The sequence below is a fragment of the Mycobacterium adipatum genome (genome assembly GCF_001644575.1).
GTDB lineage: Bacteria > Actinomycetota > Actinomycetes > Mycobacteriales > Mycobacteriaceae > Mycobacterium > Mycobacterium adipatum.
On sequence record NZ_CP015596.1, the window covers coordinates 2,193,577 to 2,218,848 of the forward strand.

General features: G+C 67.7%; 21 protein-coding genes. 14 read left to right on the forward strand and 7 right to left on the reverse strand.

Going from position 1 to position 25,272, the window contains the following annotated elements; genetic code table 11:
- Positions 1–69: 69 nt before the first annotated feature.
- The 4 genes from A7U43_RS10430 (at position 70) to A7U43_RS10445 (ending at position 3,383) form a co-directional block, all read left to right on the forward strand.
- Positions 70–1,062, forward strand: a complete 993-nt coding sequence (locus A7U43_RS10430) for an Acg family FMN-binding oxidoreductase (RefSeq protein ID WP_067994447.1) — start codon at positions 70–72, stop codon at positions 1,060–1,062.
- A 28-nt stretch (positions 1,063–1,090) separates the two neighbouring features.
- A complete protein-coding gene (locus A7U43_RS10435) occupies positions 1,091–1,681 on the forward strand; it encodes an Rv1733c family protein (protein WP_068002380.1) in 591 nt (196 codons plus the stop codon).
- A 169-nt stretch (positions 1,682–1,850) separates the two neighbouring features.
- Positions 1,851–2,288, forward strand: a complete 438-nt coding sequence (locus A7U43_RS10440) for a pyridoxamine 5'-phosphate oxidase family protein (RefSeq protein ID WP_067994450.1) — start codon at positions 1,851–1,853, stop codon at positions 2,286–2,288.
- A 96-nt stretch (positions 2,289–2,384) separates the two neighbouring features.
- Complete coding sequence (locus A7U43_RS10445; RefSeq protein WP_067994453.1) at positions 2,385–3,383, forward strand: Acg family FMN-binding oxidoreductase; 999 nt, start codon at positions 2,385–2,387, stop codon at positions 3,381–3,383.
- Between the two features lie 9 nt (positions 3,384–3,392).
- On the opposite strand, the gene otsB is transcribed toward A7U43_RS10445, so the two are convergent.
- The 3 genes from otsB to A7U43_RS10460 are packed head-to-tail and all read right to left on the reverse strand — an operon-like array spanning position 3,393 to position 8,917.
- On the reverse strand, positions 3,393–7,391 hold the full coding sequence (gene otsB, locus A7U43_RS10450) for a trehalose-phosphatase (RefSeq protein ID WP_082902083.1): 3,999 nt from the start codon (positions 7,389–7,391) through the stop codon (positions 3,393–3,395).
- Positions 7,392–7,419: 28 nt separating this feature from the next.
- On the reverse strand, positions 7,420–8,022 hold the full coding sequence (locus A7U43_RS10455) for a hypothetical protein (protein ID WP_067994456.1): 603 nt from the start codon (positions 8,020–8,022) through the stop codon (positions 7,420–7,422).
- 19 nt (positions 8,023–8,041) lie between these two features.
- Complete coding sequence (locus A7U43_RS10460; RefSeq protein ID WP_067994459.1) at positions 8,042–8,917, reverse strand: universal stress protein; 876 nt, start codon at positions 8,915–8,917, stop codon at positions 8,042–8,044.
- 292 nt (positions 8,918–9,209) lie between these two features.
- Between A7U43_RS10460 and A7U43_RS10465 the strand changes: the two genes are divergently transcribed.
- From A7U43_RS10465 to A7U43_RS10480, 4 genes are read left to right on the forward strand one after another with little or no spacing between them, the layout of a single operon-like run.
- Positions 9,210–11,255, forward strand: coding sequence for an erythromycin esterase family protein (locus tag A7U43_RS10465; protein ID WP_067994462.1), 2,046 nt, complete (start codon positions 9,210–9,212; stop codon positions 11,253–11,255).
- An 8-nt stretch (positions 11,256–11,263) separates the two neighbouring features.
- Positions 11,264–12,265, forward strand: coding sequence for a 1-phosphofructokinase family hexose kinase (locus tag A7U43_RS10470; protein ID WP_067994465.1), 1,002 nt, complete (start codon positions 11,264–11,266; stop codon positions 12,263–12,265).
- A 25-nt stretch (positions 12,266–12,290) separates the two neighbouring features.
- Positions 12,291–13,187 carry a universal stress protein gene (locus tag A7U43_RS10475; protein WP_067994468.1) on the forward strand — a complete coding sequence of 299 codons (897 nt, stop codon included), beginning with the start codon at positions 12,291–12,293 and terminating at the stop codon, positions 13,185–13,187.
- 2 nt (positions 13,188–13,189) lie between these two features.
- Positions 13,190–13,546, forward strand: a complete 357-nt coding sequence (locus A7U43_RS10480) for a hypothetical protein (protein WP_067994470.1) — start codon at positions 13,190–13,192, stop codon at positions 13,544–13,546.
- Positions 13,547–13,591: 45 nt separating this feature from the next.
- Here A7U43_RS10480 and A7U43_RS10485 read toward each other — a convergent pair whose 3' ends face one another.
- The 3 genes from A7U43_RS10485 to A7U43_RS10495 are packed head-to-tail and all read right to left on the reverse strand — an operon-like array spanning position 13,592 to position 17,059.
- Entirely contained in the window at positions 13,592–15,313 is a 1,722-nt protein-coding gene (locus A7U43_RS10485) for a sensor histidine kinase (RefSeq protein ID WP_067994473.1), read from the reverse strand.
- Positions 15,314–15,368: 55 nt separating this feature from the next.
- Positions 15,369–16,016 carry a response regulator transcription factor gene (locus tag A7U43_RS10490; RefSeq protein WP_067994478.1) on the reverse strand — a complete coding sequence of 216 codons (648 nt, stop codon included), beginning with the start codon at positions 16,014–16,016 and terminating at the stop codon, positions 15,369–15,371.
- Positions 16,017–16,069: 53 nt separating this feature from the next.
- Positions 16,070–17,059, reverse strand: coding sequence for an Acg family FMN-binding oxidoreductase (locus A7U43_RS10495; RefSeq protein WP_067994481.1), 990 nt, complete (start codon positions 17,057–17,059; stop codon positions 16,070–16,072).
- A 239-nt stretch (positions 17,060–17,298) separates the two neighbouring features.
- Here A7U43_RS10495 and A7U43_RS10500 point away from each other — a divergent pair, with 239 nt between their 5' ends.
- The 5 genes from A7U43_RS10500 (at position 17,299) to A7U43_RS10520 (ending at position 24,076) form a co-directional block, all read left to right on the forward strand.
- Positions 17,299–18,795 (forward strand): bifunctional aminoglycoside phosphotransferase/ATP-binding protein, encoded by a 1,497-nt coding sequence (locus A7U43_RS10500; RefSeq protein WP_068002386.1) that lies wholly within the window; start codon positions 17,299–17,301, stop codon positions 18,793–18,795.
- Positions 18,796–18,836: 41 nt separating this feature from the next.
- A complete protein-coding gene (locus tag A7U43_RS10505; RefSeq protein ID WP_067994484.1) occupies positions 18,837–19,883 on the forward strand; it encodes a zinc-dependent alcohol dehydrogenase family protein in 1,047 nt (348 codons plus the stop codon).
- Positions 19,880–22,228, forward strand: coding sequence for a phosphoenolpyruvate synthase (gene ppsA, locus A7U43_RS10510; RefSeq protein WP_067994487.1), 2,349 nt, complete (start codon positions 19,880–19,882; stop codon positions 22,226–22,228). The genes A7U43_RS10505 and ppsA overlap by 4 nt, the downstream gene beginning before the upstream one ends.
- Positions 22,221–23,156 (forward strand): universal stress protein, encoded by a 936-nt coding sequence (locus tag A7U43_RS10515; RefSeq protein WP_067994490.1) that lies wholly within the window; start codon positions 22,221–22,223, stop codon positions 23,154–23,156. The genes ppsA and A7U43_RS10515 overlap by 8 nt, the downstream gene beginning before the upstream one ends.
- A 98-nt stretch (positions 23,157–23,254) precedes the next feature.
- Positions 23,255–24,076, forward strand: coding sequence for a universal stress protein (locus A7U43_RS10520; RefSeq protein WP_067994491.1), 822 nt, complete (start codon positions 23,255–23,257; stop codon positions 24,074–24,076).
- Positions 24,077–24,124: 48 nt separating this feature from the next.
- Here the strand turns inward: A7U43_RS10520 and A7U43_RS10525 are convergent, their stop codons facing one another.
- Entirely contained in the window at positions 24,125–24,598 is a 474-nt protein-coding gene (locus A7U43_RS10525) for a DinB family protein (protein ID WP_067994497.1), read from the reverse strand.
- Positions 24,599–24,672: 74 nt separating this feature from the next.
- On the opposite strand from A7U43_RS10525, the gene A7U43_RS10530 reads away from it, so the two are divergent.
- Entirely contained in the window at positions 24,673–25,266 is a 594-nt protein-coding gene (locus tag A7U43_RS10530) for a cysteine hydrolase family protein (RefSeq protein WP_067994499.1), read from the forward strand.
- Positions 25,267–25,272 lie beyond the last annotated feature (6 nt).

The window sequence follows — 25,272 nt, forward strand, 5'->3', positions numbered from 1 at the left end:
CCCTCGTGGGCGCGAGTCCCGGCGGTACATCGTGGAGTGAACCGCCAAGTTCAACGAAGGTCGTTTCCGATGAGCGCTGAGTTCCCCGATGCCGCAACGCTGCGCGCCGCCCTGGCGCTGGCCGCCCGCGCGCCCTCGGTGCACAATGTGCAGCCCTGGCAGTGGCGCGTCGGCGCCGACCGCCTGCACTTGCACGTCGACCCAGCGCGACGGCTCGTCCACACCGATCCGGACGGCCGCGAGACGATGATCAGTTGCGGCGCGGCGCTTCATCATTGTGTCATCGCCCTCGCCGCCCTCGGCTGGCAGAGCAGGGTGCGTCGGTTCCCGGATCCGGACGACCCTCTGTGCCTGGGCACCATCGAACTGCGCCGCCAACCTGCCGCCGAGGTCGACATCACGCTGGCGGCGGCCATCCCGCGGCGACGCACGGATCGGCGCCACTTCAGCAATTGGCCGGTGGGGCACGGCGACATCTCGCTGCTGGGGGTGCGTGCCGCGCGGATGGGTATTGTCATGCGCCGCCTCGAACCTTCGGTGGATCTGCGCGCCGCGCTGGCGCAGGCCGTCTGGCAACATGCAACCGACCCCGATTATCTCAATGAGCTGACGGTCTGGACCGGGCGATACGCATCCAGTGCCGGGGTGCCCGCGCGTAATACGCCGCAGTCTGATCCGGCGTCACCTGTGCCGGCCAGGATCTTCGCCGGCGCGGCGTTGGCGCAGCCGCCGGACGTGCCCCCTGAACAGGACAGTGGCGCACTGGTGGCGCTGGGGACGGCGCGCGATGACGACTTGGCTCGCCTGCGTGCGGGGGAGGCCACCAGTCTGCTGTTGTTGACCGCGACCGCCCAGGGCCTGGCCAGCTGCCCGGTCACCGAACCACTGGAGATTCCGGAAACCCGGGCCGGCATTCGTGCGGACGCCTTCGACGACGGCAGCTACCCGCAGATGCTGCTGCGCATCGGCTGGGCACCGGTGAACGCCGATCCGTTGCCCGCGCCTCCACGCCGGCCACTGGAGGAACAGGTGCTCCACCTGGATGGGTCGCGATTCTTCTGAGGAACACCTCGCTCAAGGAGTGGAGCCGATGGAGACGTTCACGCTCGGCTGGGGGCGCAGTTGGCTGGTGCGGCTGTTCGGTCGCAACGAGCTGATACGCGGCAATGATCGTCTTGAGGCGTGCTGCGCCGCGTTGGCCGTCCTCGCGGTGATCGTCGCGCTGCCCGTCAGCGCGGCGTGGGGGACGCACGTCAAGGAGTCGCGCGAGTCCATCTATGCCGGGCAGTGGCAGACCCGGCACCAAACTGCCGCAGTGGCAACCGAAGACGCCACCGTGGACGTGGAGGCGGCCGGCCGAACCCTGACGGTACCGGCGCGCTGGACCACCGGTGGACGCACGCACGCCGCAATCGTCAGTCCCGCAGGCACGGTGCGCGCGGGCGACCGATTCGACATCTGGGTCGACGAGAGCGGTGACCATGTGAAAGCGCCGACACCGCTGGGCCGGGCGGTATCGGATGCGATCGGGTCGGCCGTCCTGTCCTGGCTCGCGGTGGCCTCGACACTGGCCCTTTGTACGTCCCTGCTGCACCGAAGACTGACCCGGGCCCGCTATGGCGCGTGGGACCGCGAACTCGATGCGCTGGCCGGCGACGGGGGCGGGCGCGCCAGTCATTGATCCTCCTGATGCAGGTCTGCGATAACCGATCTCGCGGCCCTATGGTGACCTTCGGCCCTGCCGGTGGTGACCATTGCCTCCGGAGAGCTGCGGGCGCCCGGCCGTAGGTTCGACCGAGAGGTTCACCGACCAACAGGGTCACCGAACTCGACCTGCCCGGGGCGCCGCCATGACTTCGTTGTACCCGCAGCCCGCCGTCGCCATGACCACCGACGAGTGCTGGGCGCGGCTGTCCAGCATGTCATTGGGCAGGCTGGTCACCGTGGCCGGCGGTGAGCCCGAGATCGTTCCGGTCAACTTCGCCGTACAGCGGCGAACGGTCATCATCAGGACCGGGCCGGGAACCAAGCTGCGTGACGTGCAGACGAATCCGCGCGTGTTGTTCGAAGTCGACGACCACACCTTCGAGACGGGGTGGAGTGTCGTGGTCAGGGGGGAGGCGTCGGTGCTCACCGACGCCGACGAGATCGCCGGTGCCGAACGTGCCCAGGTGTTGCCGTGGATAGCCTCGCCCAAGGACACCTTCATCCGGATCGATCCGACGGCCATCCACGGCCGCGTGTTCAGTTTCCTTTCCCAGCAGAACATCTCGTATGAGTCCCGCTGACCGAGCGTTGCGCATGTGCTTGCCGCGCGGGCGTTCGGCGCTCGTCGGCCGCGCCGGCCGACGAGACCGATTCAGGAACGAGGATTCGACAGCATCATGAGCGCCCATCATCCCGACGCCGAGACGGTGCAGGCCGCTCTCGCCTTGGCGGTGCGGGCACCGTCGATACACAACTCGCAGCCGTGGCGCTGGCGAGTCGGTCCGCACAGCATGCATCTGTACGCGGACCCGGCGATGCATCTGGTCCACACCGACCCGGACGGGCGGGACTTGATACTCAGCTGCGGCCTGGTCTTGGATCACTGTGCCGTGGCGTTGGCGGCATTGGGTTGGCAGGCCAAGATTCACCGATTCCCCAATCCCGCCGATCGAGATCACCTCGCGTCGATCGAATACCACCGGCGCAGTCCCGCGGAGACGGACATCGCGCTGGCCGCGGCTATTCCGAACCGGCGGACGGATCGACGACACTTCAGCGGTTGGCCCGTCCCGTCGGGGCACCTGGCCACGATGAGCGCCCGAGCCGCACGGATGGGCGCCGTCGTGCGGCGAGTGGTGACCGACTCGGCTTTCGAGTCGATCCTGCAACAGGCCGAAACCCTGCACCTGGACGACAAGAACTATCTGAGCGAACTTGCGCAGTGGAGTGGCCGGCACGCGGCGACGCTCGGCGTGCCTGCCCGGAACGCGCCGGAACCCGGCCTGGACGGTAGTGCGTACCGGTTGTTCGTCGGAGGCGAACTCAAGCAGCCCTCGACGGAGCCGCCGGCGGCCGACAACGGCGTGGTCGTCGCGCTGGGCACCGACGGTGACGACATTCTGGCCCAGTTGCGAGCCGGAGAGGCTGCCAGTCAGCTTGTGCTGACGGCGACCTCGCTCGGCCTGGCCAGCTGTATCGGCACCGAGCCGCTGGAGCTGACGTCCACGCGCGACGCGCTGCGGCAGCACATTTTCGGGGCGAGTCACTTTCCGCAGATGCTGCTGCGCATCGGGTGGGCGCCGGTGAATGCGGAACCACTGTCCGCCACCCCGCGGCGTCCGCTGGGCGATGTGGTGAGCTGGTTGGGCGGGACGCCGTTCGATCCGCTGCGGTGAGTGGCGAATTCACCTGACCTGGATCGTCTGTCCGGACGACAGTCGCTGGATGCGGCCCCGGCATTCGACTTCGATGGTCGACGCCCCGCTGGGGTCGGCAGTGACCTCGGCCGTTCGACCGCAGATGCTCAGGTGCAGTCGGTGCCCCCGATACCACAGCGAATACGTCAGCTCCCCGGCGCTTTCCGGCCACATCGGGCCGAGCACCAGACGATCACCCCGGGTTTCCAGGCCGGAGAAACAGCGCTGCAACAGGTCGATGCTGCCGGCCATCGCGGCCAGGTGGATGCCCTCGGTGGTGGAACCGCCCTGGCTGTCCGTCACATCTGAATCGAGAACGCGCTGGAAATAGTGCAGGGCCTGATCGCGGTCGCCACGTGCGAGTACCCAGGAATGCACCACCGCACTCAAGGTGGACCCGTGCGATGTGCGGTTCAGGTAGTAGTCGATCGTGCGGGGGATCTGTTGTGGTCGGAACTCATATCCCAGGTGGGCGAACAGCTCTCGCAGTTCGTCTGCGGAGAAGAGGTAGAACAGCATCAAGGTGTCGGCCTGCTTGGCGGCCCGGTATCTGTTGATGTCGTCGTTCTCGGCCTCCAGTATCCGGTCCAGGCGTCCGATGTCGCCGTATCTGCTCCGGTAGCGTTCCCAGTCCAGTTCGCGAAGGTCCTGATAGCCCTCGAACTGGCTGATGACACCGTCGTGGAAGGGGACGAACATGTACCGGCTCACCGAGTCCCACTGCGCCAAATCGCTATTGGATACGTCGAGGCGCTCCAGAAGGTTCAACCGGTCGGGTAGCGGCAGTGCAGCGAGGGCGTCGAGGGCCCGCAGGATCACCCACACCGCCATCACATTGGTGTACGCGTTGTTGTCGATTCCCTCGTGTGGACGCTGCGGGTAGCCGGAGTGAAACTCGTCGGGGCCGATCACGCCGTTGATCACATACCGCTGCCGGTCGGCATCGAACTGGGCCCGGCTGGACCAGAATCGGGCAACCTCGATCAGTGTCTCGGCGCCGTGATCGAGCAGGTACTGGCGATCGCCGGTGATCTGGTAGTAGTGCCACACGTTGTAGGCTACGGCGGAGCCGATATGGTGCGCCAGGTGGCTGGCGTCCGGATTCCAGTGTCCCGAAAGCGGATTCAGATGCAGACGCTGGCTTTGCTCACTACCGTCACTGCCGGACTGCCACGGGTACATGGCTCCCGCGTAGCCGGCTGCGGCCGCGTTGCGCCGGGCCTGATCCAGCCGCCGGTAGCGGTAACCGAGCAGTGCACGCGACACCTGCGGCAGCCGCAGCGTCAACACCGGCACGATGAACAACTCATCCCAGAAGATGTGACCGCGGTAGGCCTCACCGTGCAGACCTCGAGCGGGAATGCCGGTGTCGATGTCCGCGCTGTGGCCCGAAACCGACTGCAGCAGATGCATGATGTGCAGTCTGAGTATCGTGAGGCGATCGGGTGAACCGGGCAGATCGATATCGAATGACGTCCACAGTTGCGACCAGATCGTCGCGTGGTCCTCCAACAGGTCGCCGTACCGGCCCGCCTCGGTGACCAGCTCGCTCGCGGCCTCCTGCGGTGCCGACAGCGCGCGGTCATGCCCGGTGAAAATCGCTGCCACCTTCTCGACGGTGAGTGGACGGTCCGCGCTGATATCGGTGCTGACGATGTGGCCGGCGGTCGCCGGATCTCCGAGGAACTGTGCTGTGTTCGGTACCCGGCGGTCGGCCTGCCACACCGATGTCCGAGTGGCCACCGCCACGGGTGTCTGGGATTGGGTGGTGCGAGCGCCCACCACGACCGTGCCGTCGGCCGCCTCCGTCACGGTGATGCTGCAGAGGTGCTGTCCCGACAGAAGCTGGTATCGCTGCACACCGCTGTTGGACACCGTTGCGTCGATCGTCGATCGGATTTCAATGGTGCCCGACCAGTTCTCGGCGCGAATGTCCGTTCGCAGCGCGCCGATGTGCGGGTTGTGCATCGATACGAAGCGTCGTTGGGTCACCGCCGTCTGGCGTCCCGCGGCATCGCGGTACCGCAGCTCGCGGATGTGCTCGGCGCGGCCGATGTTCATGGTCTGGCGATAGGAGAGAAGCTCGCAGTCATCCACATCGAACCATCGGCCGCCCTGCGGGCGGATCGTGAGGGGCAACCAGTTGGGCAGGTTCACCAAGCTCTCGTTGCTGACGGTCTTCCCGGCGATGGTGTCGGTCAAGCGGTTGTACAGGCCCGCAACATATGTTCCCGCGTAGTGGGCCGGCCCGATGGGGCACTCTGGCGCCGCCCCGCGGGTACCGGCGTAGCCATTGCCGACCGTGCACAGCACCTCTCGAAGTCGTTCCGATGCCGGACGATAGCCCTCGAACTCGAGTCGCCAGTGGCGATCGTCGGCCGGTGATCCGGCCTGCAGCAGACGAGTCAGACGCGCGAGCAGTGCCACCACCCGGCTCGGTGCCGACAGCGTGAATTGTGCGGTGCTGGAACGCTCCTGGTCCTCGTCATGGCGGACCAGAATACCGATCCCGGTCAGCTTGACCGCGTCGAAGCCGTCTTCGTCGGTCACGTCGTCGCCGATGTAGATGGGTGTGAACGCGGCAGGCAACTGCAACCTGCCGGCTATCGACGTGACGGCTGCACCGCGGTCCCACATCACATCCGGGCGCAGCTCGACCATCATGCGGGCATATGTGACCCGTAGACCGTGACGCTGACCGACCGCCCGGGCCACTGACAGCACATGGGTGAGTTTTTCGGGTGCCACGTTGCGGTAATGAACCGCCACGGCGAAGGGTTGTTCCTCCAGAAGGGTCCCGCGTATGTCACCGAGCGTGCAGCGCAGCTCGGCGGCGGCATCGCGCAACGGCTGCACACTCCCGGTGCCGAGTTCCGTGCGGTACACCCGGCCATCCGGGCCTGCCAGATCGAGTCCGTGCGAGCCCGCGTACCACAGCCCAGGCACCCCCACCCTGGCCCGGACATCGTCCAGCGCACGGCCGCTGACGATGGCGACCGGACACACCAGGCTCAAGGCGCGCAATGTTTCGTCGGCACCGGCCACCAGGGTGGCGTCGACCGGATCCTCGACGAGGTCGGACAAGGTTGCGTCGAAATCGATGACGATCGCCGCTCGCCGGCCGGCCAGGACCGGCTCGATCTGGGCGAGGCTGTCAAGGGCATCCGGCAACGCGGACGCGCGCCGGTCACCGGTACGGACATCGATATCGGCCACGTCGCACACCGCTGTATCGGCACCTGCCGCGGTCAACTGAGCCCCGTTGCCGTACAGGGCGATTCCCACAACCAGTGCGAATCCGCCGGCGTGGCCCGCCCGCGTTCCCGAGGCCGCGTCATCGGCGATCACGCACCGGTCCGGCCGCACCCCTAACCGACGAGCCGCCTCCAGCAGCAGTGCCGGGTGCGGCTTGCCCGGCAGGCCGAGCATATCGGCGGTTTCGCCGTCGACCCGAACGGCGAAGAGGTCCAGGACGCCGGCCGCACGCAGGACGCGCTCACAGTTCTTGCTCGACGAGTACACCGCGGAGGCGATACCGACATCGCTGAGCCGGCGGACCAGTGCGATCGTCGAATCGACGGCGGTCACCCCGCCGTCCAACAGTCCCAGATAGAGCTGCTGTTTGCGGCCGGCCAGCTCAGCAACGGTGCGGTCGGTGGCCTCGCCGGGTACCAGCGCGATACCCCGCGAGGTGAGGAAGTCCCGGATGCCGTCCGCTCGGGGCTTCCCGTCCACATGACCGCGGTAGTCCTCGGCGGTGAAGGGGCCGTGATCCTCATGTGGCAGCGGCGGCCGTTCGGCCAGGAAGCTGTCGAAGAGGGCTTTCCATGCCCGTTGGTGCAGTTTCGCGGTGTCGGTGACGACCCCGTCCAGATCGAACAGCACCCCGTCGTGATGGCGCGGATCGATGATGACGCGGGTACCGCGGGCACCGCTGTTGGGCCGGGTCGACGGGCGCGCAGGGTCGTGGTGCACCGGTGCCGACATCGACCGATGTTCCGGTGTGCTCGTCACGTCAGCCCGCCGTGAGTGATTTGTTGATCCTGCGGTAGGCGGAGTGCAGCAGACGGTTCGTCTGGTCGAGTTCGGCGACGAACTCGCCGTCGTAGTTGTTGGCCGAACCGGCCGCGACGGACAAACAGTGATGCGCTGCGGTGTGACCGTCCTCGATGGCGGCGCGCAATTCGCTCGTCACAACGGGATCCGGGCTGGGCAGGGTGCCGGCCAGCTCGACCTCCGCCGTGCGGTGCATCGTTTGGCAGGCCTGCAGCAGGCCTCCCGGGTTGAGGCCCTCCAAGGCCTGTTGGGCGTCCTGAACGCTGCCCTGCAGATCGGTGAACGGCTGCTCTGCGGCGGTCCACCACTCCCGCAGCGACGGTGTTCCTTGCGTTGCGGTCTGGGAGCCGGGTCGCAACGGCGCATTCGCGGCCAGCTGGCCGAGGCCCACCCCGACCGCCAGCACGAGCATGATCAGTGCGGTGGTCGCGAGCAGCCCGGTGCGCCGGGGCCGGGTCATGGTGGGTTCGGGCGTGGTGATGGGGCAGCCGCATTGCCCGCACAGTTCCCAATCCGGCGGATTGACATGATGATTGGGGCAGACCCCCGCATCGCGGCTCACCCTGTGCATGGTCGCCCCGTCAGTTCCGCACCACGATCACCGGTGCTTGCGACTTGCGAGCCACCGCAGAGCTCACCGACCCCAGCAGCAGGCCGGCGAACCCACCGCGACCGCGGTTGCCGACGACCACCAACTGTGCGTGCTCGGATTCGGCGACGAGCCAATGCGCCGGCCGGTCGCACGGCAGGCGGCGCTGGACGTGGACGTCCGGGTACTGCTCCTGCCAACCAGCCAGCCGCTCGGCGAGGTTCTCCTCGGCCTCATCCCGATACAGATGCCAGTCGATCTCGATCGCCGGAAACACCGTGCTGTCGCTCCAGGCGTGCATGGCGACCAGATCGGCCCCGCGCAGCGATGCCTCTTCGAAGGCCAAGCGCGTCGCCGCCTCCGATGCCGGCGATCCATCGATGCCCAGCACCACGGGGCCGGCCGAGTCGGCGGCATCGCGGGTATGGACGACGACCACCGGGCAGTGTGCGTGGTGAAGTAGACCCGCCGTCACCGAGCCCAGCGCGAGCCGTTCTTGCGAGCCGGTGCCCCGATTGCCCACCACGACCATGAGCGCGGCCCGTGTCGCTTCGATGAGTGCCGGAACGATCGGTGCGGCCACGGATTCGGTGCGGACGCGGACCGCGTCCGATGCGGGGGCATGGGAGTGAAAGATCTTCTCCGCACGTTCGAGGATCTGGCGCGAACTGTCACCTTGCCACTCCGCGATGGCCGACTCGGCAGTGCTGATCGGCCAGGTCACCAGGACCGGTGCCTGGACATGGAGCAGCGTCACACTGGCTTTGCGCAATGCGGCTTCCCGCACCGCCCAGGACACGGCGGTGTCGGATTCCGGCGATCCGTCCACGGCCACCAGAATTCCGTACTGCGTTGGGTTGTCGGACATCGCTGCTCCCGGTCAGGTGGACGTTTCTGTTCCCATCGTTGCCCCGTGCGCACGTACCCGCTAGGGGCCAAAGTCATGAGTGCTGGCGCAGTGGTGCCGTACCGGCGGCCAGGACCAACGGCCGCGGGGATGTGACTTCGGTCCCTATCGGGCGTCGGGGTCACTTGGTGGAATACCCCTAGGAACGGCGCCCGACTGTTTCCAGGCTGCTGTTCTGACCGCGGCTGTCTCGCCCGCGTGGTCGTGCATCTCAGCGCCGGCGGTCCGAAACTCCGAACTCCGAGGAGCCATCATGACCCTGGCCACAGATGGACGGCGCCATTCGCCACGACGCGTGTTCCGGGACCGTCGAGAGGCCGGCCGTGTGCTGGCCGGCCTGCTCGACGCCTACCGCGGGGACCCGGACGTGCTGGTCCTCGGTTTGGCGCGCGGCGGCATCCCGGTGGCCTGGGAGGTCGCCGCCGCGATCGGTGCGCCTCTGGACGCGTTCGTGGTGCGCAAGCTCGGCGCGCCCGGGCACGAAGAGTTCGCCGTCGGGGCCTTGGCCAGTGGGGGACGGGTGGTTGTCAACGACGACATGCTGCGCGCGCTGCGGGTCACCCCGCAGCAGCTCCGTGATATCGCCGAGCGTGAAGGCCGCGAATTGGTCCGTCGTGAGGCTGCCTACCGAGGGGGCCGTGGCCCCGCCGAGATTGCCGGCAAGACAGTGATTCTGGTCGATGACGGACTGGCGACCGGCGCCAGCATGCTGGCGGCGGTGCAAGCCCTGCGCGAGCGCGAACCGGCCCGCATCGTGATCGCGGTGCCTGCCGCTCCCGAATCGACATGCCGGGAGTTCGCGGGGCTGGTCGACGATATGGTCTGTGCCAGTATGCCCACGCCGTTTCGTGCTGTCGGGGAATCATTCTGGGATTTCGCCCAGGTCACCGACGACGAGGTCCGCGCACTGCTGACCACGCCGACAACCGGCACCGCCGTCCTGCCCGCCGCGATCGGTCCGTCGGCCGCCGAGCTGCTGGGTCACGCGGTGATCGACGCCCCGGCGGGTGTCCCGCCGACGGAGGCGCTGGAGGAACTGATCGGCGACGCGCGGATCGTGCTGATCGGCGAAAGCTCGCACGGTACGCACGAATTCTACGAAGCCCGCGCAGCGATCACGCGCTGGCTCATCGAGGAGAAGGGCTTCGACGGAGTCGCGGCGGAGGCGGACTGGCCGGACGCCTACCGGGTGAACCGCTATGTCCGGGGGCTGGGCGAGGACACCTCCGCCGACGCCGCACTGACCGGGTTCCAACGATTCCCCGCCTGGATGTGGCGCAACACGGTGGTGCGCGATTTCGTCGAGTGGCTGCACGCGCACAACCAGCGCTGCCGTGCCGACGACCGCAAGCAAACCGGCTTCTACGGCCTGGATCTCTACAGCCTGCACCGGTCGATGAAGGAGGTCATCGACTATCTGGAGAATGTGGACCCGGTGGCTGCCGAGCGGGCGCGACATCGCTACGGGTGTTTCGACCACGCGTCGGCCGACGACGGTCAGGCGTACGGATACGCCGCGGCATTCGGGGCCGGACCCTCGTGCGAGGGCCAGGTCATCGAGCAGTTGGTGGAAATGCAGCGCAACGGTCTGCAGTACGCGCGCCGCGACGGACTGCTCGCCGAGGACGAGGCCTTCTACGCCCAGATGAATGCCCAGACCGTGCGGGACGCGGAGGCGTATTACCGGGCAATGTTCGGTGGCCGCGTCACATCGTGGAACATGCGTGACCAACACATGGCGCACACGTTGCGGGCGCTGCTGGCCCACCTCGACCGCGATTCCGGGGGGCGTCCCTCTCGAATCGTGGTGTGGGCGCACAACTCGCATGTCGGTGACGCACGCGCCACGGAGGTGTCCGGAGACGGTCAGCTCACCCTCGGACAGCTGGTGCGTGAGCAGTACGGTGACGACTGTCGTCTGATCGGGCTGACCACCTACGGGGGCACCGTGACCGCGGCGAGCAGTTGGGGCGGCATCGCCGAGCGCAAGACCGTCCGGCCGGCGCTGCACGGCAGCATCGAGGAGCTCTTGCACCACGCCGGAAGTCCGGCGTTTCTGGTGTCGTGTGCGCTCAGCCGCGATGCCGAACAGCCACTGGGCGCGGTTCGGCTGGGCCGGGCCATCGGGGTGATCTATCTGCCGGAAACCGAACGGCAAAGCCACTACTACCACGTCCGGCCCGCGGACCAGTTCGACGCGATCATCCACATCGACCGCACCCGGGCGCTGGAGCCGCTGGAGGTCACCAGTCGATGGGTGGCGGGCCAGACTCCGGAAACCTACCCGTCCGGGTTGTAGGCCGGTCGATGAAACCCGAAGCGGCCGTGGCGGTTGTCCCGCCGTCGATTGTCACGGTGACGATGAATCCCGCGCTGGACATCAGCACCGATACCGACATCGTGCGGGCCACCGAGAAGATTCGTTGCGGGGCCGTCCGGTACGACCCGGGAGGCGGCGGTGTCAACGTCGCCAGGGTCGCCCAGGAGCTCGGTGCGCGGGTCTGTGCGGTCCTGCCGGTGGGCGGATCGACCGGCGCGACAGTGGCCGGCCTGCTCGAGGAGGCGCACGTTCCCTTCCAAGCGGTCCGAATCGGTGGTACGACGCGGGAGAGCTTCACGGTCAACGAGCGGTCGTCCGGGCGTCAGTTCCGCTTCGTCCTGCCCGGTCCGCTGCTGACGCTCACCGAACAGCAGGCCTGCCTGGACCGCATCCGCACCGCGTCCGCGGGTGCCCGGTTCGTCGTCGCCAGCGGCAGCCTTCCCCCCGGCGTCGCGCCGGACTTCTATCAACGCGTCGCGGACATCGCCCACGCGTCGAATGCCCGATTGATACTGGACGCCTCGGGCTGCGGACTGGCAGGGATCTCCTCGGGTGCATTCATGGTCAAACCGAGCCTGCGTGAGCTGGCGGAGTTGACCGGGCGGCCGCTGGAAACCCAGGCCGACCAGATCGAGGCGGCGCGCGGGCTCATCGACCGCGGGATCACCGAAACGGTGGTGGTCTCCTGCGGATCGCGTGGGGCGCTGCTGGTCACCGCCGGCGGCGGTCGGCATGTCGCGCCGATACCGGTTGCCGGTGGCAGCGGCGTGGGAGCCGGCGACGCCATGGTCGCGGCGATCGCGGTCGCGCTGTGCCGGGCGTGGACGCTCGATGACGCTGTGCGCTACGGGGTGGCGGCCGGCGCGGCGATGCTCATGACGCCCGGCACCGCGACATGTCGTGGCGCCGATGTCGAGCAGTTCTTCGGTGGATCGTCGGATTGCGCCGACCCCGCCGAACCACCAGGTGCCCACGCGGCTCCGGGTTGACCGCACCGAACGAGACGGAGGAACAATGTCCACCACAACACGGTCCACCACAACACACCACGGCGTCATCGTCGGCGTCGACGGATCGTCGGCCAGTGATGCCGCCGTGCGCTGGGCCGCCCACGATGCCGCACTGCGGCATGTGCCGCTGACCCTGGTGCACGTGCAGCTCATGCCGATGGCGCTGACATTGCCCGAGATGGTGATGGCCTACGGGGTCGTCGAGGAGAGAGTCGACCGGCACGGGCGCGACGTGCTCGAGCGGGCGGCCCAGGTGGCGCAGCAGTCACCGGCGGGCAGCAATGTCGAGGTCCGGATCAAGATGCCGACCGGCAACATCGTCGCGACCCTGTCGGACATGTCCAAGGAGGCGACCATGCTGGTGGTCGGCGGACAGGGTGAGAATGCGCGTCAGCAAAGGCATCTCGGCTCGGTGAGTCAGGGCGTGGTGCACCATGCCCACTGCCCCGTGGCAATCATCGACGATAGCGAGCCGGGAGCCGGGCCGACCGCACCCGTCCTGGTCGGAATCGACGGATCACCCGCCTCCGAGGCGGCCACCGCGGTGGCCTTCGATGAAGCCTCGCGGCGCGGGGTCGGGCTGATCGCCCTGCACTCCTGGTCGGACTTCGGCCCGTACCGAATCCCCACCGTGGACTGGGAACCCCAGCTCGAGGCCGGGAAGGAGGCGTTGGCAGAGCGGATGGCCGGTTGGCAGGAACGCTATCCCGACGTGGCCGTGGAGCGTCGCCTGGTCTGGGGAGAGCCGGCCCACACGCTCGCCGCGGCTTCCGAAGAGGCCCAGCTGCTGGTGGTCGGTAGCCACGGGCGGGGCGGCTTCGCGGGAATGCTGCTCGGTTCGGTGAGCTCGACGGTCGTCCAGATTGCCCGGGTACCGTTGATCGTGGCACGGGCGGTCTGACCGTGGATGCGTCCGGCGGTTCGACTACCCCAGGGGTGGCGGTGGGCCACCACGGCAGTCCGGTATGGCTCAACTGGGTACTGGCACTGTTGACAGTTCCGGTGGCAATGGCGGTGTCGCTGTTCGCATTCGGTTCGGTCATGGGTTTGGCCCGCTGCACGTCGGTCGGCTGTCAGCACGCCGGGCCCGGCGAGTTCTGGTTCGGGATACTTGCCTACGGTCCGCCCTTCGTGGCGTTGGCGACCATCGGGTTGTCGTTCCTGACCGCGGCGCGTCGACACGGTGTCTGGATCCCGGTCGTGGGGCTGGCCATTCTGCTCACCGACCTTGCGGTGCTTGCCGTCACGTTCCGGCCCTAGCGTCACCCGCGATCGTCGCGCAGGTGTGAGCACTCGTCGGCCGGATCAGAGCAGCGGTGCGCTCCAGCGCAGCACGGTGCCACCCGACGGCGCGCTGTCGACGGACAACTCACCGCCGACCTGTTCGGCGCGGGTCCGGAGATTGACCAGACCGCTGGTGGCCGTGTTCTCGCCCATACCGCAACCATTGTCAGAAATGGTGAGGCACAGGTCGTCCTCGACCCGGACCACGATCGCGAGTTCGCTGGCACCGGAATGGCGCACGGCGTTGCTGACCGCCTCCCGTACCACGGCTTCGGCGTGGTCGGCCAAACTCGGCTCGATGACGGACAACGGGCCGATGAACTGGACACTCATCCGCAGTTCGGTGTTGGTGAACTGCTCGATGATCTCGTTTACGCGCTGTCGGAACCGCGTTGTTGAGGCGGCGCCGCCGTGCAGGTCGAAGATCGCGGTGCGAATCTCTTGGATGACAGCCTGAAGATCATCGACAGAGTTCGAAAGCCGTTGTTGGACATCGGATGAACGGGCGCGCGGAATGGTCCCCTGGATTGCCAGGCCGATCGCGAAGAGTCGCTGGATGACATGGTCATGCAGATCTCGTGCGATACGATCGCGATCGGTGAGCACATTGAGTTCATGCATCTGACGCTGGGTTGATGCGAGCTGCCACGCCAACGCCGCTTGACCGGCGAATGCTGCCGCCATGTCCAACTGATCCTCGGTGAACGCCGGGGAGCCCTGGCGGCGCAGTGCGACGAGTATGCCGGCGACCGATCCTCCGGCGTGCAGCGGAAGAACCAGCGCGGGCCCGGCATCGTCGACGAGCCCAGGGACGCCGTCGAACACATCGCACTGGTAGGGCTCGCGTGACCGAAATGCCGCGCCGACAGCCGTTTCGGCTACGGCGATCGGCGCAACCCGGTCGGCGGAGACCAGGCTCTCGCCGGCAATCTCGGTGACGATGAGTTCGTTTACCTCATCGGCCGGCAGCTCGTCATCGTCGGGCACCGCGACGAATGCGGTGTTGGCGCCGGTCAGCTTCAGCGCCTCGTCCGCGATCGCCTGAAATACCCGGCTCGGGTCGCTGCCGGAGAGCAATTCGGTGGCGATATCGCGGGTTGCCTCGATCCATGACTGCCGCGCCCGCGATTGCTCGTACAGCCGGGCATTGTCGATCGCGATGCCGGCCGCCGCGGCCAGCGCCTCGGCGAGCACCTCGTCATCCTCGCTGAAGGGCTGACCCGAGGTCTTCTCGGTCAGGTAGAGGTTGCCGTACACCTCTTGCCGGATGCGTACCGGGACGCCGAGGAAGCTCCGCATCGGGGGGTGGTTGGGCGGGAACCCGACCGACGCCGGATGGTCGTGGATATTCTCCAGCCGGATCGGGGTGGGTTCGGATATCAGGACCCCCAGCACACCAAGGCCCTGGGGGAGCGGTCCGATTCGCTGGCGGGTGGCTTCGTCGATGCCCTCGTAGATGAACGCCTCGAGTTCGTTGCCGCGCCCGCGGACGCCGAGGGCGGCATAGCGCGCGTCGAGCAGCTCGCGGGCGGTATGAACGATGGTGCGCAGTGTGACGTCCAGGTCGAGGCCCGCCGTCACGGCGAGCATGGCGTCGACGAGGCCGCCTACCCGGTCGCGGTCCTCCGCGATCTGGGCGATGCGATCCTGCACCTCGCTGAGCAGTTCGCGGAGCCGCAGCTGCGAGAGCGCGGCGCGCAGTGGACGCGCACCTTCATCGTCAGTCGCCTGGCTCCCCTTCACTGATCCAAGTCTGGCACCGGTGCGCCCTGATGGGCAAGCACTGTGGTCAGCGCGCTCAGGGCTTGCGGGGTGCCGGACGGTCCAGCTTGGACACGAAGACCGCCGCCTGGGTCCGGCGCTGCATACCCAACTTGGTCAACAGTCGGGAGACGTAATTCTTCACAGTCTTCTCGGCGAGGAACATTCTGGCAGCGATCTGCTTGTTGGTGAGACCCTCACCCAGCAACTCCAGCAGGACGCGCTCCTGGTCGGTGAGCTCGGCAAGCGGATCCGGACGTTCGGCGCCGCTACGCAATTTGGTCATCAGGGCGGCCGCGGCGCGGTTGTCCAACAGCGATCGACCCGCGCCGACCTCCTTGATCGCATGGGCGAGTTCCATGCCCTTGATGTCCTTGATGACGTAGCCGCTGGCACCGGCCAGGATCGCGTCCAGCATCGCCTCGTCGGTGGTCAGCGAGGTCAATATCAGGCATCGCAACGAGGGCAACTGTGACAGCAGGTCGCGGCACAGTTCGATGCCGTTACCGTCGGGCAACCGGACGTCGAGGACTGCCACATCTGGCTGCAGCGAGGGGATCCGCGCCATCGCCTGCGCCACCGAACCGGCCTCGCCGACGATCTCCAGTTCGGGATCGGCACCGAGCAGCCCGATCAGGCCACGCCGGACCACTTCGTGGTCGTCCACCAGAAATACCCTGATCACCGATGCCCCTCCCGCAGGGTGTGAAACACCCCCAGGATAGCTGTGTGATCGGCTCAGTCCGGCCGGCTTGGGTGATCGGCGGTGAAAACCTCGCGCAGGGGTCTGCGCGGTGTGGGGGCCGGGGATTCCTCGCCGGCGGGCGCCACGCCTATTCGGATCAGTACCTGCGGTAGCTCCCGGCCTGTCAATGCGCGCACCACCGCGAGTCCGGAGGGCAACTCGGTCAGGTGGGTCAACGTGCAGGACGCCGCCCCGGCCATGGTGGCGTCCAACAGAACCGCAGACAAAGCCTCACCGCACCTGAGTACGTCGAGGCGGGTGTCCTCATGGGCGGACAGGACGACGATCTCGGCGCGGTCATCGCCGACCTCGGGGCGCCGATCACCGTGATGGGTGACGGGGAACTGGCGTCCCAGACCGACCCGGTCGCCTTCAGCAGACGACACCAGTGCGCTGTGCGGTATGCCGACGGCCGGATCGAATGATGATGTCCACCAGTCGAGATCCGCATGATAGGCGACGTCGTAGAGCCGGTCGGCCTCGGCGAGTGCCGAGGCTCTGACCAGTTCGGGGCGCGCACCGTCACCGAGCACATCGACGATGGCGGCGTCGCCGACGGCTTGCCGCACCGTGGACTCGAGCCGGTCCCAGTCCGGCGGGGCCGCATATGCCAGGCGGTCGGTGCGGCGCGTGCGAATGGCATGGGCCCGCTGCTTGTGGCCGTCGGTGACGAACGGCGCCGCAGTGAAGTCCAGCGATGCGATGTGCTTGTGGTCGTTCGGGTTGGGATAGTAATCGACGTTGGTCGTCCAGCCGGCCGCCCGCATCGCGACCCGCAGATGATCGAGTACCGCGCCGCAGCTCAACAGCGCCAGTCGCCCCGAGGTATCGGATTGCACCAACCGGGCCGGGTCGAGATGTAGTTCGAGCGCCTGCCCGGTGTCGATCCACCGCCACGGTTGACTGTTGTGAAAAGACGGTGCCCGACAGGCAAATTGGATGGTTTCTTCGAGCACTGCGGTACTCACCGTGGTGTGCGACATCGGCACTCCTTTCCGGCGTGATGTACCGACTCGTCAACCATCGCGCATCCGGGGCACGCCCGGAAGGGCCATAGGTCCCACATTCCGGTGTGGACGGCAGGGGCCTGCTGGGTAACAATCCGCGTGCGAAGGGACCCGCTGGAAAGGACTTTGTGCCCTGCAGCGTCATGACCTTTAGGGCGGATCAGGGGCCGGTCGGCCACAGACGCCGATGGGTGCCGAACGCGACGATCATCTGCATGGACGCAGTATCGGCCATCCTCGGACGCGCCGAAATCACCACCGGGTCGGAACTTGGCGCGACCCTGCACGAGACACACACCGGAATCGTCGTCCTTGTCGGTGATCGCGCCTACAAGGCGAAAAAGCCTGTGATCACCGACTTCTTGGACTTCAGCACCCCGCAGGCACGTGAGCATGCGTGTCAACGCGAAGTCACGCTGAACCGCCGGCTGGCGCCCTCGAGCTATCTGGGTGTCGCCCATCTCACCGATGTGGAGGGCGGCCCGCCCGAACCGGTCATCGTGATGCGTCGCCACCCGGATGCGAGACGCCTGGCCACCATGGCCCGCGGCGGGCAACCCGTTGCCACCCACCTCGACGACATCGCCGGTGTCTTGTCGCGCTTCCACGCGAGCGCCGACCGGGGGCGTGAAATCGACGCGTGCGCGACGGTGGATGCGTTGACCGCTCGCTGGCGGGAGAACCTCACCGAGTTGCACCGCTACGAGGGCCGGCTCCTGCCGGTCGACACCATCGCCGCACTCGAGCGGATGGCACTGCGATTCCTGGCGGGCAGGGCGGTGTTGTTCGCACAGCGCATCGCCGAGCGCCGGATCCTCGACGGCCACGGTGATCTGCTGGCCACCGACATCTTCTGTATGCCGGACGGACCGGCCATGCTGGACTGTCTGGAGTTCGACGATCAGCTGCGCTACGTGGACGGTATCGACGATGCCGCTTTCCTGGCAATGGATTTGGAGTTCCTGGGCCGACCGGAACTGGCCGCGCACTTCTTGGGCGCCTACCGCGGGCTCGCCGATGACCCGGCGCCCCAAGCCCTGCAGCACTTCTATATCGCCTATCGCGCGGTGGTTCGTGCGAAGGTCGAGTGTATCCGTGCGGATCAAGGAGGCGCGGACGCCGTGGCCGATGCCCGCCGGCACCTGGACATCGCGGTCGCACACCTGCGGGCCGGCACGGTCCAGTTGATCATCGTCGGTGGCGGCCCGGGTACCGGGAAGACGACCCTGTCGCGCGCGCTTGCCGAAGAGTTGGGCGCCCAGGTTATTTCGACAGACGACGTGCGGCGTGAGCTCCGTCAGCAGGGCGTCATCGACGGCGATGCCGGTGATCTGTGCGCCGGCCTGTACACCCCGGCGAACGTCGACATCGTCTACGACGAAATACTGCGCAGGGCGCACCTGCTACTGGCCGGGGGTCACTCGGTGATACTCGACGGGACCTGGCGCGACGCCCGGCACCGCGAAGCGGCGCAGCTGCTCGGCGCGGAGTCGGCGGCACCGGTGCTGGAATTCCTCTGCACCACAACGCTTGCCGATGCCATGTCGCGGATACAGACGCGAACCCACACCACTTCCGATGCCACACCCGAGATTGCGGCGCAGCTGACAACGGACGGCGCGCACTGGAACACCGCACATCGCCTCGACACGAGCCGACCACTCGGTCGCAGCGTTGCCGAGGCCCGACAGATCTGCTGTTCGGCGATCTGACGTCCTCGCCGGGCAACACACCTCGCCGAAAGGAATTGCTCATGAAAGCGCTGGTCTACCACGGTCCCGGAGAGCGGAGCTGGCAGGAAGTCCCCGATCCCCGTATCCAGGAACCCACCGACGCCGTGGTGCGCGTCGACGCGGTCACCATCTGTGGAACGGATCTGCACATTCTCAAAGGTGACGTGCCGGAGGTTGCGCCGGGACGGATCCTCGGACATGAGGCGGTCGGCACCGTCACCGCCGTGGGAGCCGCGGTACGCAACCTCACCCCGGGCGACCGCGTGCTGGTGTCCTGCATCAGCGCCTGTGGCAGCTGCCGATTCTGCCGGGACGGGAGCTACGGGCAGTGCCTCGGAGGTGGGGGATGGATCCTCGGCCACCTGATCGACGGCACCCAGGCCGAATACGTGCGTGTCCCGTTCGCCGATCATTCGACGCACAAGGTCCCCGACGGGGTCACTGACGGTGACATGCTGATGCTGGCTGACATCTTGCCGACGTCCTATGAGGTGGGTGTGCTGAACGGGGCGGTTCGCCCGGGGGACGTCGTCGCGATCGTCGGTGCCGGGCCGATCGGTCTGGCCGCCATTCTCACCGCCCGCCTGTTCAGCCCCAGCCACATCGTGTCGATCGACGTGGCCGATACCCGCCTGGAGGCGGCCCGTACGTTCGGTGCCGACATCGTGGTGAATGCCGGCACGCAGTCGGCACGATCGGTGATCGACGGGCTGACCGGCGGGCTGGGGGCGGATTGCGCGATGGAGGCCGTCGGCACCCCTGGCACCTTCGAAGACGCTGTGAACCTGGTTCGGCCCGGCGGACATGTTGCCAATATCGGGGTGCACGGTGCCCCCGCCACGCTGCATCTGGAAGACATCTGGATCAAGAACCTGACGATCACCACCGGTCTGGTCGACACCTACTCCACTCCGACGCTCATCGGCCTGGTCGCCGGCCGCCAACTCGACACCTCGGCGATGATCACCCACCGGTTCACCTTCGATGAATTCGAGGACGCCTACGACGTGTTCAGCCGTGCCGGACAGACTGGTGCGCTGAAAGTACTTGTGGCGGAGTCGAAATGACGGTTCAGAGTTCGGTGGTGAAACGTGACACCGGTGGATCCGACGTCGTCCGCACCATCGCGGATCTGCGGCTCGCCGACGCCGGCCGGGCGGGCGGCAAGGGCGCCAACCTCGGCGAGTTGCATGCGGCGGATTTGCCTGTGCCACCCGGATTCGTGGTGTTGTGCGACGCCTACCGGCAGTCGACGCGCGGGGTGGCCGAGGAACTGGCCGCCCTGCACCGGGAGGCACTGACGTGCGTGGCCGACGCGCCACGTCTGGAGGAACTGTGCCGGCGGATGCGCCATCTGGTCGAGACCGCAGGGGTGGACGACCGAACGCGCCCGCAGATCGTCGAGGCCTACCGGGCTCTCGGGCCCGGCGCCGTGGTCGCCGTGCGGTCCTCGGCGGCCGGTGAGGACGGTAGCGATGCCTCGTTCGCCGGCATGAACCAGACGATCACCAACGTGACGGGTGATGCCGACCTGATCGATGCGGTGGTGCGCTGCTGGGAGTCGCTGTTCACCCCGCGGGTGCTCACCTATCGCGCCAGCCGGGGGTTCGCCGACGATCCCGAGATGGCGGTGGTCGTGCAGACGATGGTCGCCGCCGACCGCGCGGGGGTGGCGTTCACCGTCGATCCCGGCACCGGGAATCCGGATCATCTGGTGATCGAGGCGGCGTTCGGGCAAGGTGAGGTCGTGGTGGCCGGCAGCGTCATTCCCGACACCTACGTGATCGACAAGCGGACCCTGCGCGTGGTGGACACCCGGATCGGCAGCAAGCCCTTCAAGATCGTCAAGGGCAGTGACGGGCACGACACGATCGTGGAGATCGGCCGCGACCAGATCGACGCGCAGGTCCTGACCGATGGTGACGTACGCGGCATCGCCGAGCTCGCGGTCGCCGTGGAACGCCACTACGGCTGTCCCCAGGACATCGAATGGGTGGTCAGCGGCGACGCCACCTGGCTGGTCCAATCCCGGCCGATCACCACCTTGCACAAGGTGTCCGGCGCTGAGTCCGACGACCAATCGGCGGACGTGTTGGTCCGCGGGCTGGCCGCCGCGCCCGGCACGGCCACCGGACGTGTCCGGGTGCTGCAGACTCCGCAGGACGGAGCACAATTGCGCGACGGCGAGATCCTCGTCGCGCCGATGACCAATCCGGACTGGTTACCCACCATCCGGCGGGCCGGCGCGCTGGTCACCGAGGGTGGTGGGATGACCTGTCATGCCGCGATCGTCGCTCGCGAACTGTCCGTTCCGTGTGTCGTCGGAGCCCGTTCGGCGACCACCGTGCTCCGCCCGGGAGCCCTGGTGACGGTGGACGGGACACACGGCCAGGTGCGGGCGGCGAAAGCCGCTGCTGTGGTGGGGTCCGGCAGTGGTCGCGCGGTGCCCGATGGCGCTCCCGCCGCGGGTGGGCCGACGACCGCGACACGGATCTACGTCAACCTCGCGCTGCCCGAGGCCGCCGAGAAGATCGCCGCCGGGGATGTCGACGGCGTGGGGTTGCTGCGCGCGGAACTCATGCTCACCGATGCGCTGGCCGGTGAGCATCCACGCGCCCTGATGGCCCGCGGCGAACAGGACCGGATGGTGCGCGCCATGACCGCCGCGATCGGCCGAATCGCCGCCGCCTTCACGCCCCGCCCGGTGATCTACCGAACAACGGACTTCCGCAGCAACGAGTTTCGCAATCTCGGCGGCGGCGCGGACTACGAGCCGGTGGAGAGCAATCCCATGATCGGCTACCGCGGTTGCTACCGCTACATCAAGGAACCGGATCTGTTCGCACTGGAACTGCGGGCCCTTGCCGAGGTGCGCGACCAGTATCCCAATGTCCACGTGATGATCCCGTTCGTACGGACCCGGTGGGAACTGGAGCAATGTCTGGAACTCATCGACGCCAGCCGACTCGGGCGGCAGCGCGGCCTACATCGCTGGGTGATGGCCGAGGTGCCCTCGGTGGTGCACTGGTTGCCGACCTATATCGGCATGGGTATCGACGGTGTCTCCATCGGCAGCAACGACCTCACCCAGCTGGTACTCGGTGTCGATCGCGATTCCGAGATCTGCGCGGAAGTCTTCGACGAGTCCGACCCGGCGGTGCTGGAGGCGATCGGGCGGATCATCGATACGGCCAACAAGTACGGCGTGTCGTCCTCGCTGTGCGGGCAGGCGCCGTCGCGGGACCCGGTCTTCGCCGAACACCTGGTCAACATGGGCATCACGTCGATCTCGGTGAACCCGGACGCGGTCGGGGCGGCACGTTACGCCGTGGCCGCGGCCGAGCAGCGTCTGCTGCTGCGATCCGCTCGGCGCCCGTCGAGTGCGCACAGCGACGAGCGCGGACATGACTGACACATCCAAGCCCGTCGTCGTCGGCGTCGACGGCACCGCCGCGGCCCTGCGCGCCGCGCGGTGGGCCGGTGCCATCGCGGCGAAGATGGGCTCGCCGCTGCGGATCGTGCACGCCGGCCCGTACCTGGGGCACAGCCTGACCGATGCGGCGGCCGCCATTCGCGCCGCGGTCATCGACGAGCAACGTGGCTCCGCCGAGACCTACCTGAAGGACGCCGCGGAGGCCGTGGGCGAGCATGAACCGGATCTGGCCATCAGCACAGTGGCGCTCACCGCACCCGTCGACGAGGCATTGGTGTCGCTGAGCCTCGACGCACGACTGATAGTGCTGGGCAGTGACGAGATCACCACGGCCGCAGCCATGTTGGTGGGGTCGCTCACCCTGGTGGTGGCGGCCCGGTCCAGATGTCCGCTCGTCGCGTGGCGCGGTGATGCGTTACGGCCGACCGGGCAACCGGTCGTCGTCGGAGTCGACGGATCGAGCCGGGTGGCCATATCGCTTGCATTCGAGCTGGCCGACGCGCTGGGGTCGCCGCTGTGGGTGGTGCATTCCTGGTCGACAAGGCTGCCGGCGGGGGAGATCACCGTCCCGTTCATGATCGACTGGAAAGCGCTGGAGGACACGGTGCGCCGGGAGGTCACCGAATCCGTCGCACCGTGGTGCGCGCGATACCCCGACGTCGCCGTCAGCGTGTTCGTCGATCAGGCCAAGCCGAGCAAGGCCATCCTGGGGCACTTGGCGGGTGCACAGCTGGTCATCGTCGGTAGCCGGGGTCGCAACCTGCTGGCAGCCGCGCTGCTGGGCTCGACCAGCCTGAACCTGCTGCACCACGCACCGCTACCCGTCGTGGTCTGCCATCCGGACGGCGCCGGGCCCCGGGCATCGTTGACCGCCCGCACCCCGGTTCCGCGCGCCACCGGGACCTAAAGCACGGTATTGAGGACCAATGGCCGTGACCGCCGCGCCGTCGGGTGCATAGCCTCGATGTGTCCCTCCACATGTAAGCCCGCCATCGGAAGTGCGCCATGACCACATCGGGATCAACCGCCATCGTCGTCGGTATCGACGGCTCCAAATCGGCCGTCAAGGCCGCTCTCTGGGCCGCCGACGAGGCGGTCAGCCGCGACATTCCGCTGCGGCTGATTCATGTCGTTGCTCCCCACCAACACGACCATGACCGTGCCGACGAGTACGGGCATCGGGTGCTACGTGCGGCCGCAGACGAATTGAGCGGTACCGGACAACAGGTCAAGGTGGAGATCGACGTGTTGCACGGGGACCCCGTCGACGTCCTCGCCGAAGCCTCACGTTCGGCCGAAATGGTGTGTGTCGGTTGGAAAGGCCGCCACGACTCGGGGTCAGCGGGGCGCGGCGCGACCGCCGCCCGGTTGGCTGTCGCGGCGCACTGTTCGGTGGCGATCGTGCGGCGGCGCCGGATTCACCACGCGGTGGGCCCGCATCGATGGGTCGTCGCGGTGCTCGGGAGCGAGGCTCGGCCGCACGGCGTCGTGAACCGGGCGGTCGAGGAGGCCCTTCTGCGTGGCGCCGAGATTCTGGCGCTGTCGCCGTGGGGAGCCGAATCGGCGGAAACGGAAGCGATCCGGGCCGAATTCATCGCCCAACTCGACGATCGCGACTCAGCTGCCGACATCACGCTCTGCGTGCTGCCGCGGCCCGACGATATCGCTGACCTGCTGGCCCAGAGCGCCGATATCGATCAGCTCGTCATCGCCTCGGCCGACGACGGCGACGTCGTGGATCAACTGCGCAGCGCGGGCGTGCGGGACACGTTGCGCGGCACGAACTGCTCGGTCCTGCTTGTCCACGTGGACCGCAAGGACAGCTGAGGCGGTCACACCGCGCGGCGGGCATCCGGCGCCGTGCTCGAACCCGACTCAGCGTCCGGTCGAGCCGTCGATCAGCTCGCGCAGGATGTCGGCGTGCCCGGCGTGCCGGGCGGTCTCTTCGATCATGTGGGTGAGCGCCCAACGGGCACTTCGCGACTCTCGTCCGGGCACCGGGGCGGCGAGGTCGGTACCGCGATCGAGGACCTCGTTGGCCTGCCGCACGGTCGCACGGTAGCGCTCGACGACATCGGCCACGGTGGCGCCGGGGTCGGCATGAAACGTCGCGGGCCATCGGGCGACCGTCTCCCCGAGGAAAATCCAGCGTTCCACCCAGGTGACGTGGGTGAGCAGGCCGAGCAGATTGGTGCCGGATGCCACGAGTGCGGTCCGTGCCCGGGACTCGGGGGCACCCTCGACCTTCGCGGCGATCGAGTCGCGCAGGTAGTCGAGAAAGCCGCGCAAGGTCTCGATCTCGCCGCCGCCGGTGCGCGGTGGCGGGGTATCGCGTTTGCGCGCCGGCACCGTTCAAGTGTCGCGCAGGCGAGCCGTGCATGACGGGGCCTTGCCGTTCTGGCAAGCCCAACTACGCTGGCCGGATGAGCCGTCCCACCCTGCGCCACCTGGCCGATCTGCCGTCCACGCCGCCGTCGATTCGAGACTCGGCGCTGGTCCTGGTGGACTGTCAGAACACGTACACCTACGGGGTGATGGAGCTCGACGGTGTGCAGGCCGCGCTCGAGGAAACGGCCACCCTGCTGGAGCGGGCCCGCAGCGCGGGCATCCCGATCATCCACATCCAGCACAACGACGGACCGGGAACGCCGTATGACATCACCGCCGAGGTGGGCGCCATCGTCGGATCGGTCGCCCCGCGTGACGGTGAGCCGGTGGTCGTCAAGCAGTTCCCCAACGCGTTCGTCCAGACCGATCTCGACGAACGCCTCAAAGCCGTCGGCGCGACCAACCTGGTGCTCGCCGGTTTCATGACGCACATGTGCATCAACTCCACCGCGCGCGGCGCGTTCAACCTCGGCTACGCCCCGACCGTCGTCGCCGCGGCCACCGCGACCCGGTCGCTGCCCGGTGTCGGCGGCGCGGTGTCCGCGGCCGCGCTGCAGGCGGCCAGCCTCGCGGCGCTCTCGGACCTGTTTGCCGTCGTCGTCCCCGATGCCGCCGCCGTGCCGGACTGAACGGTG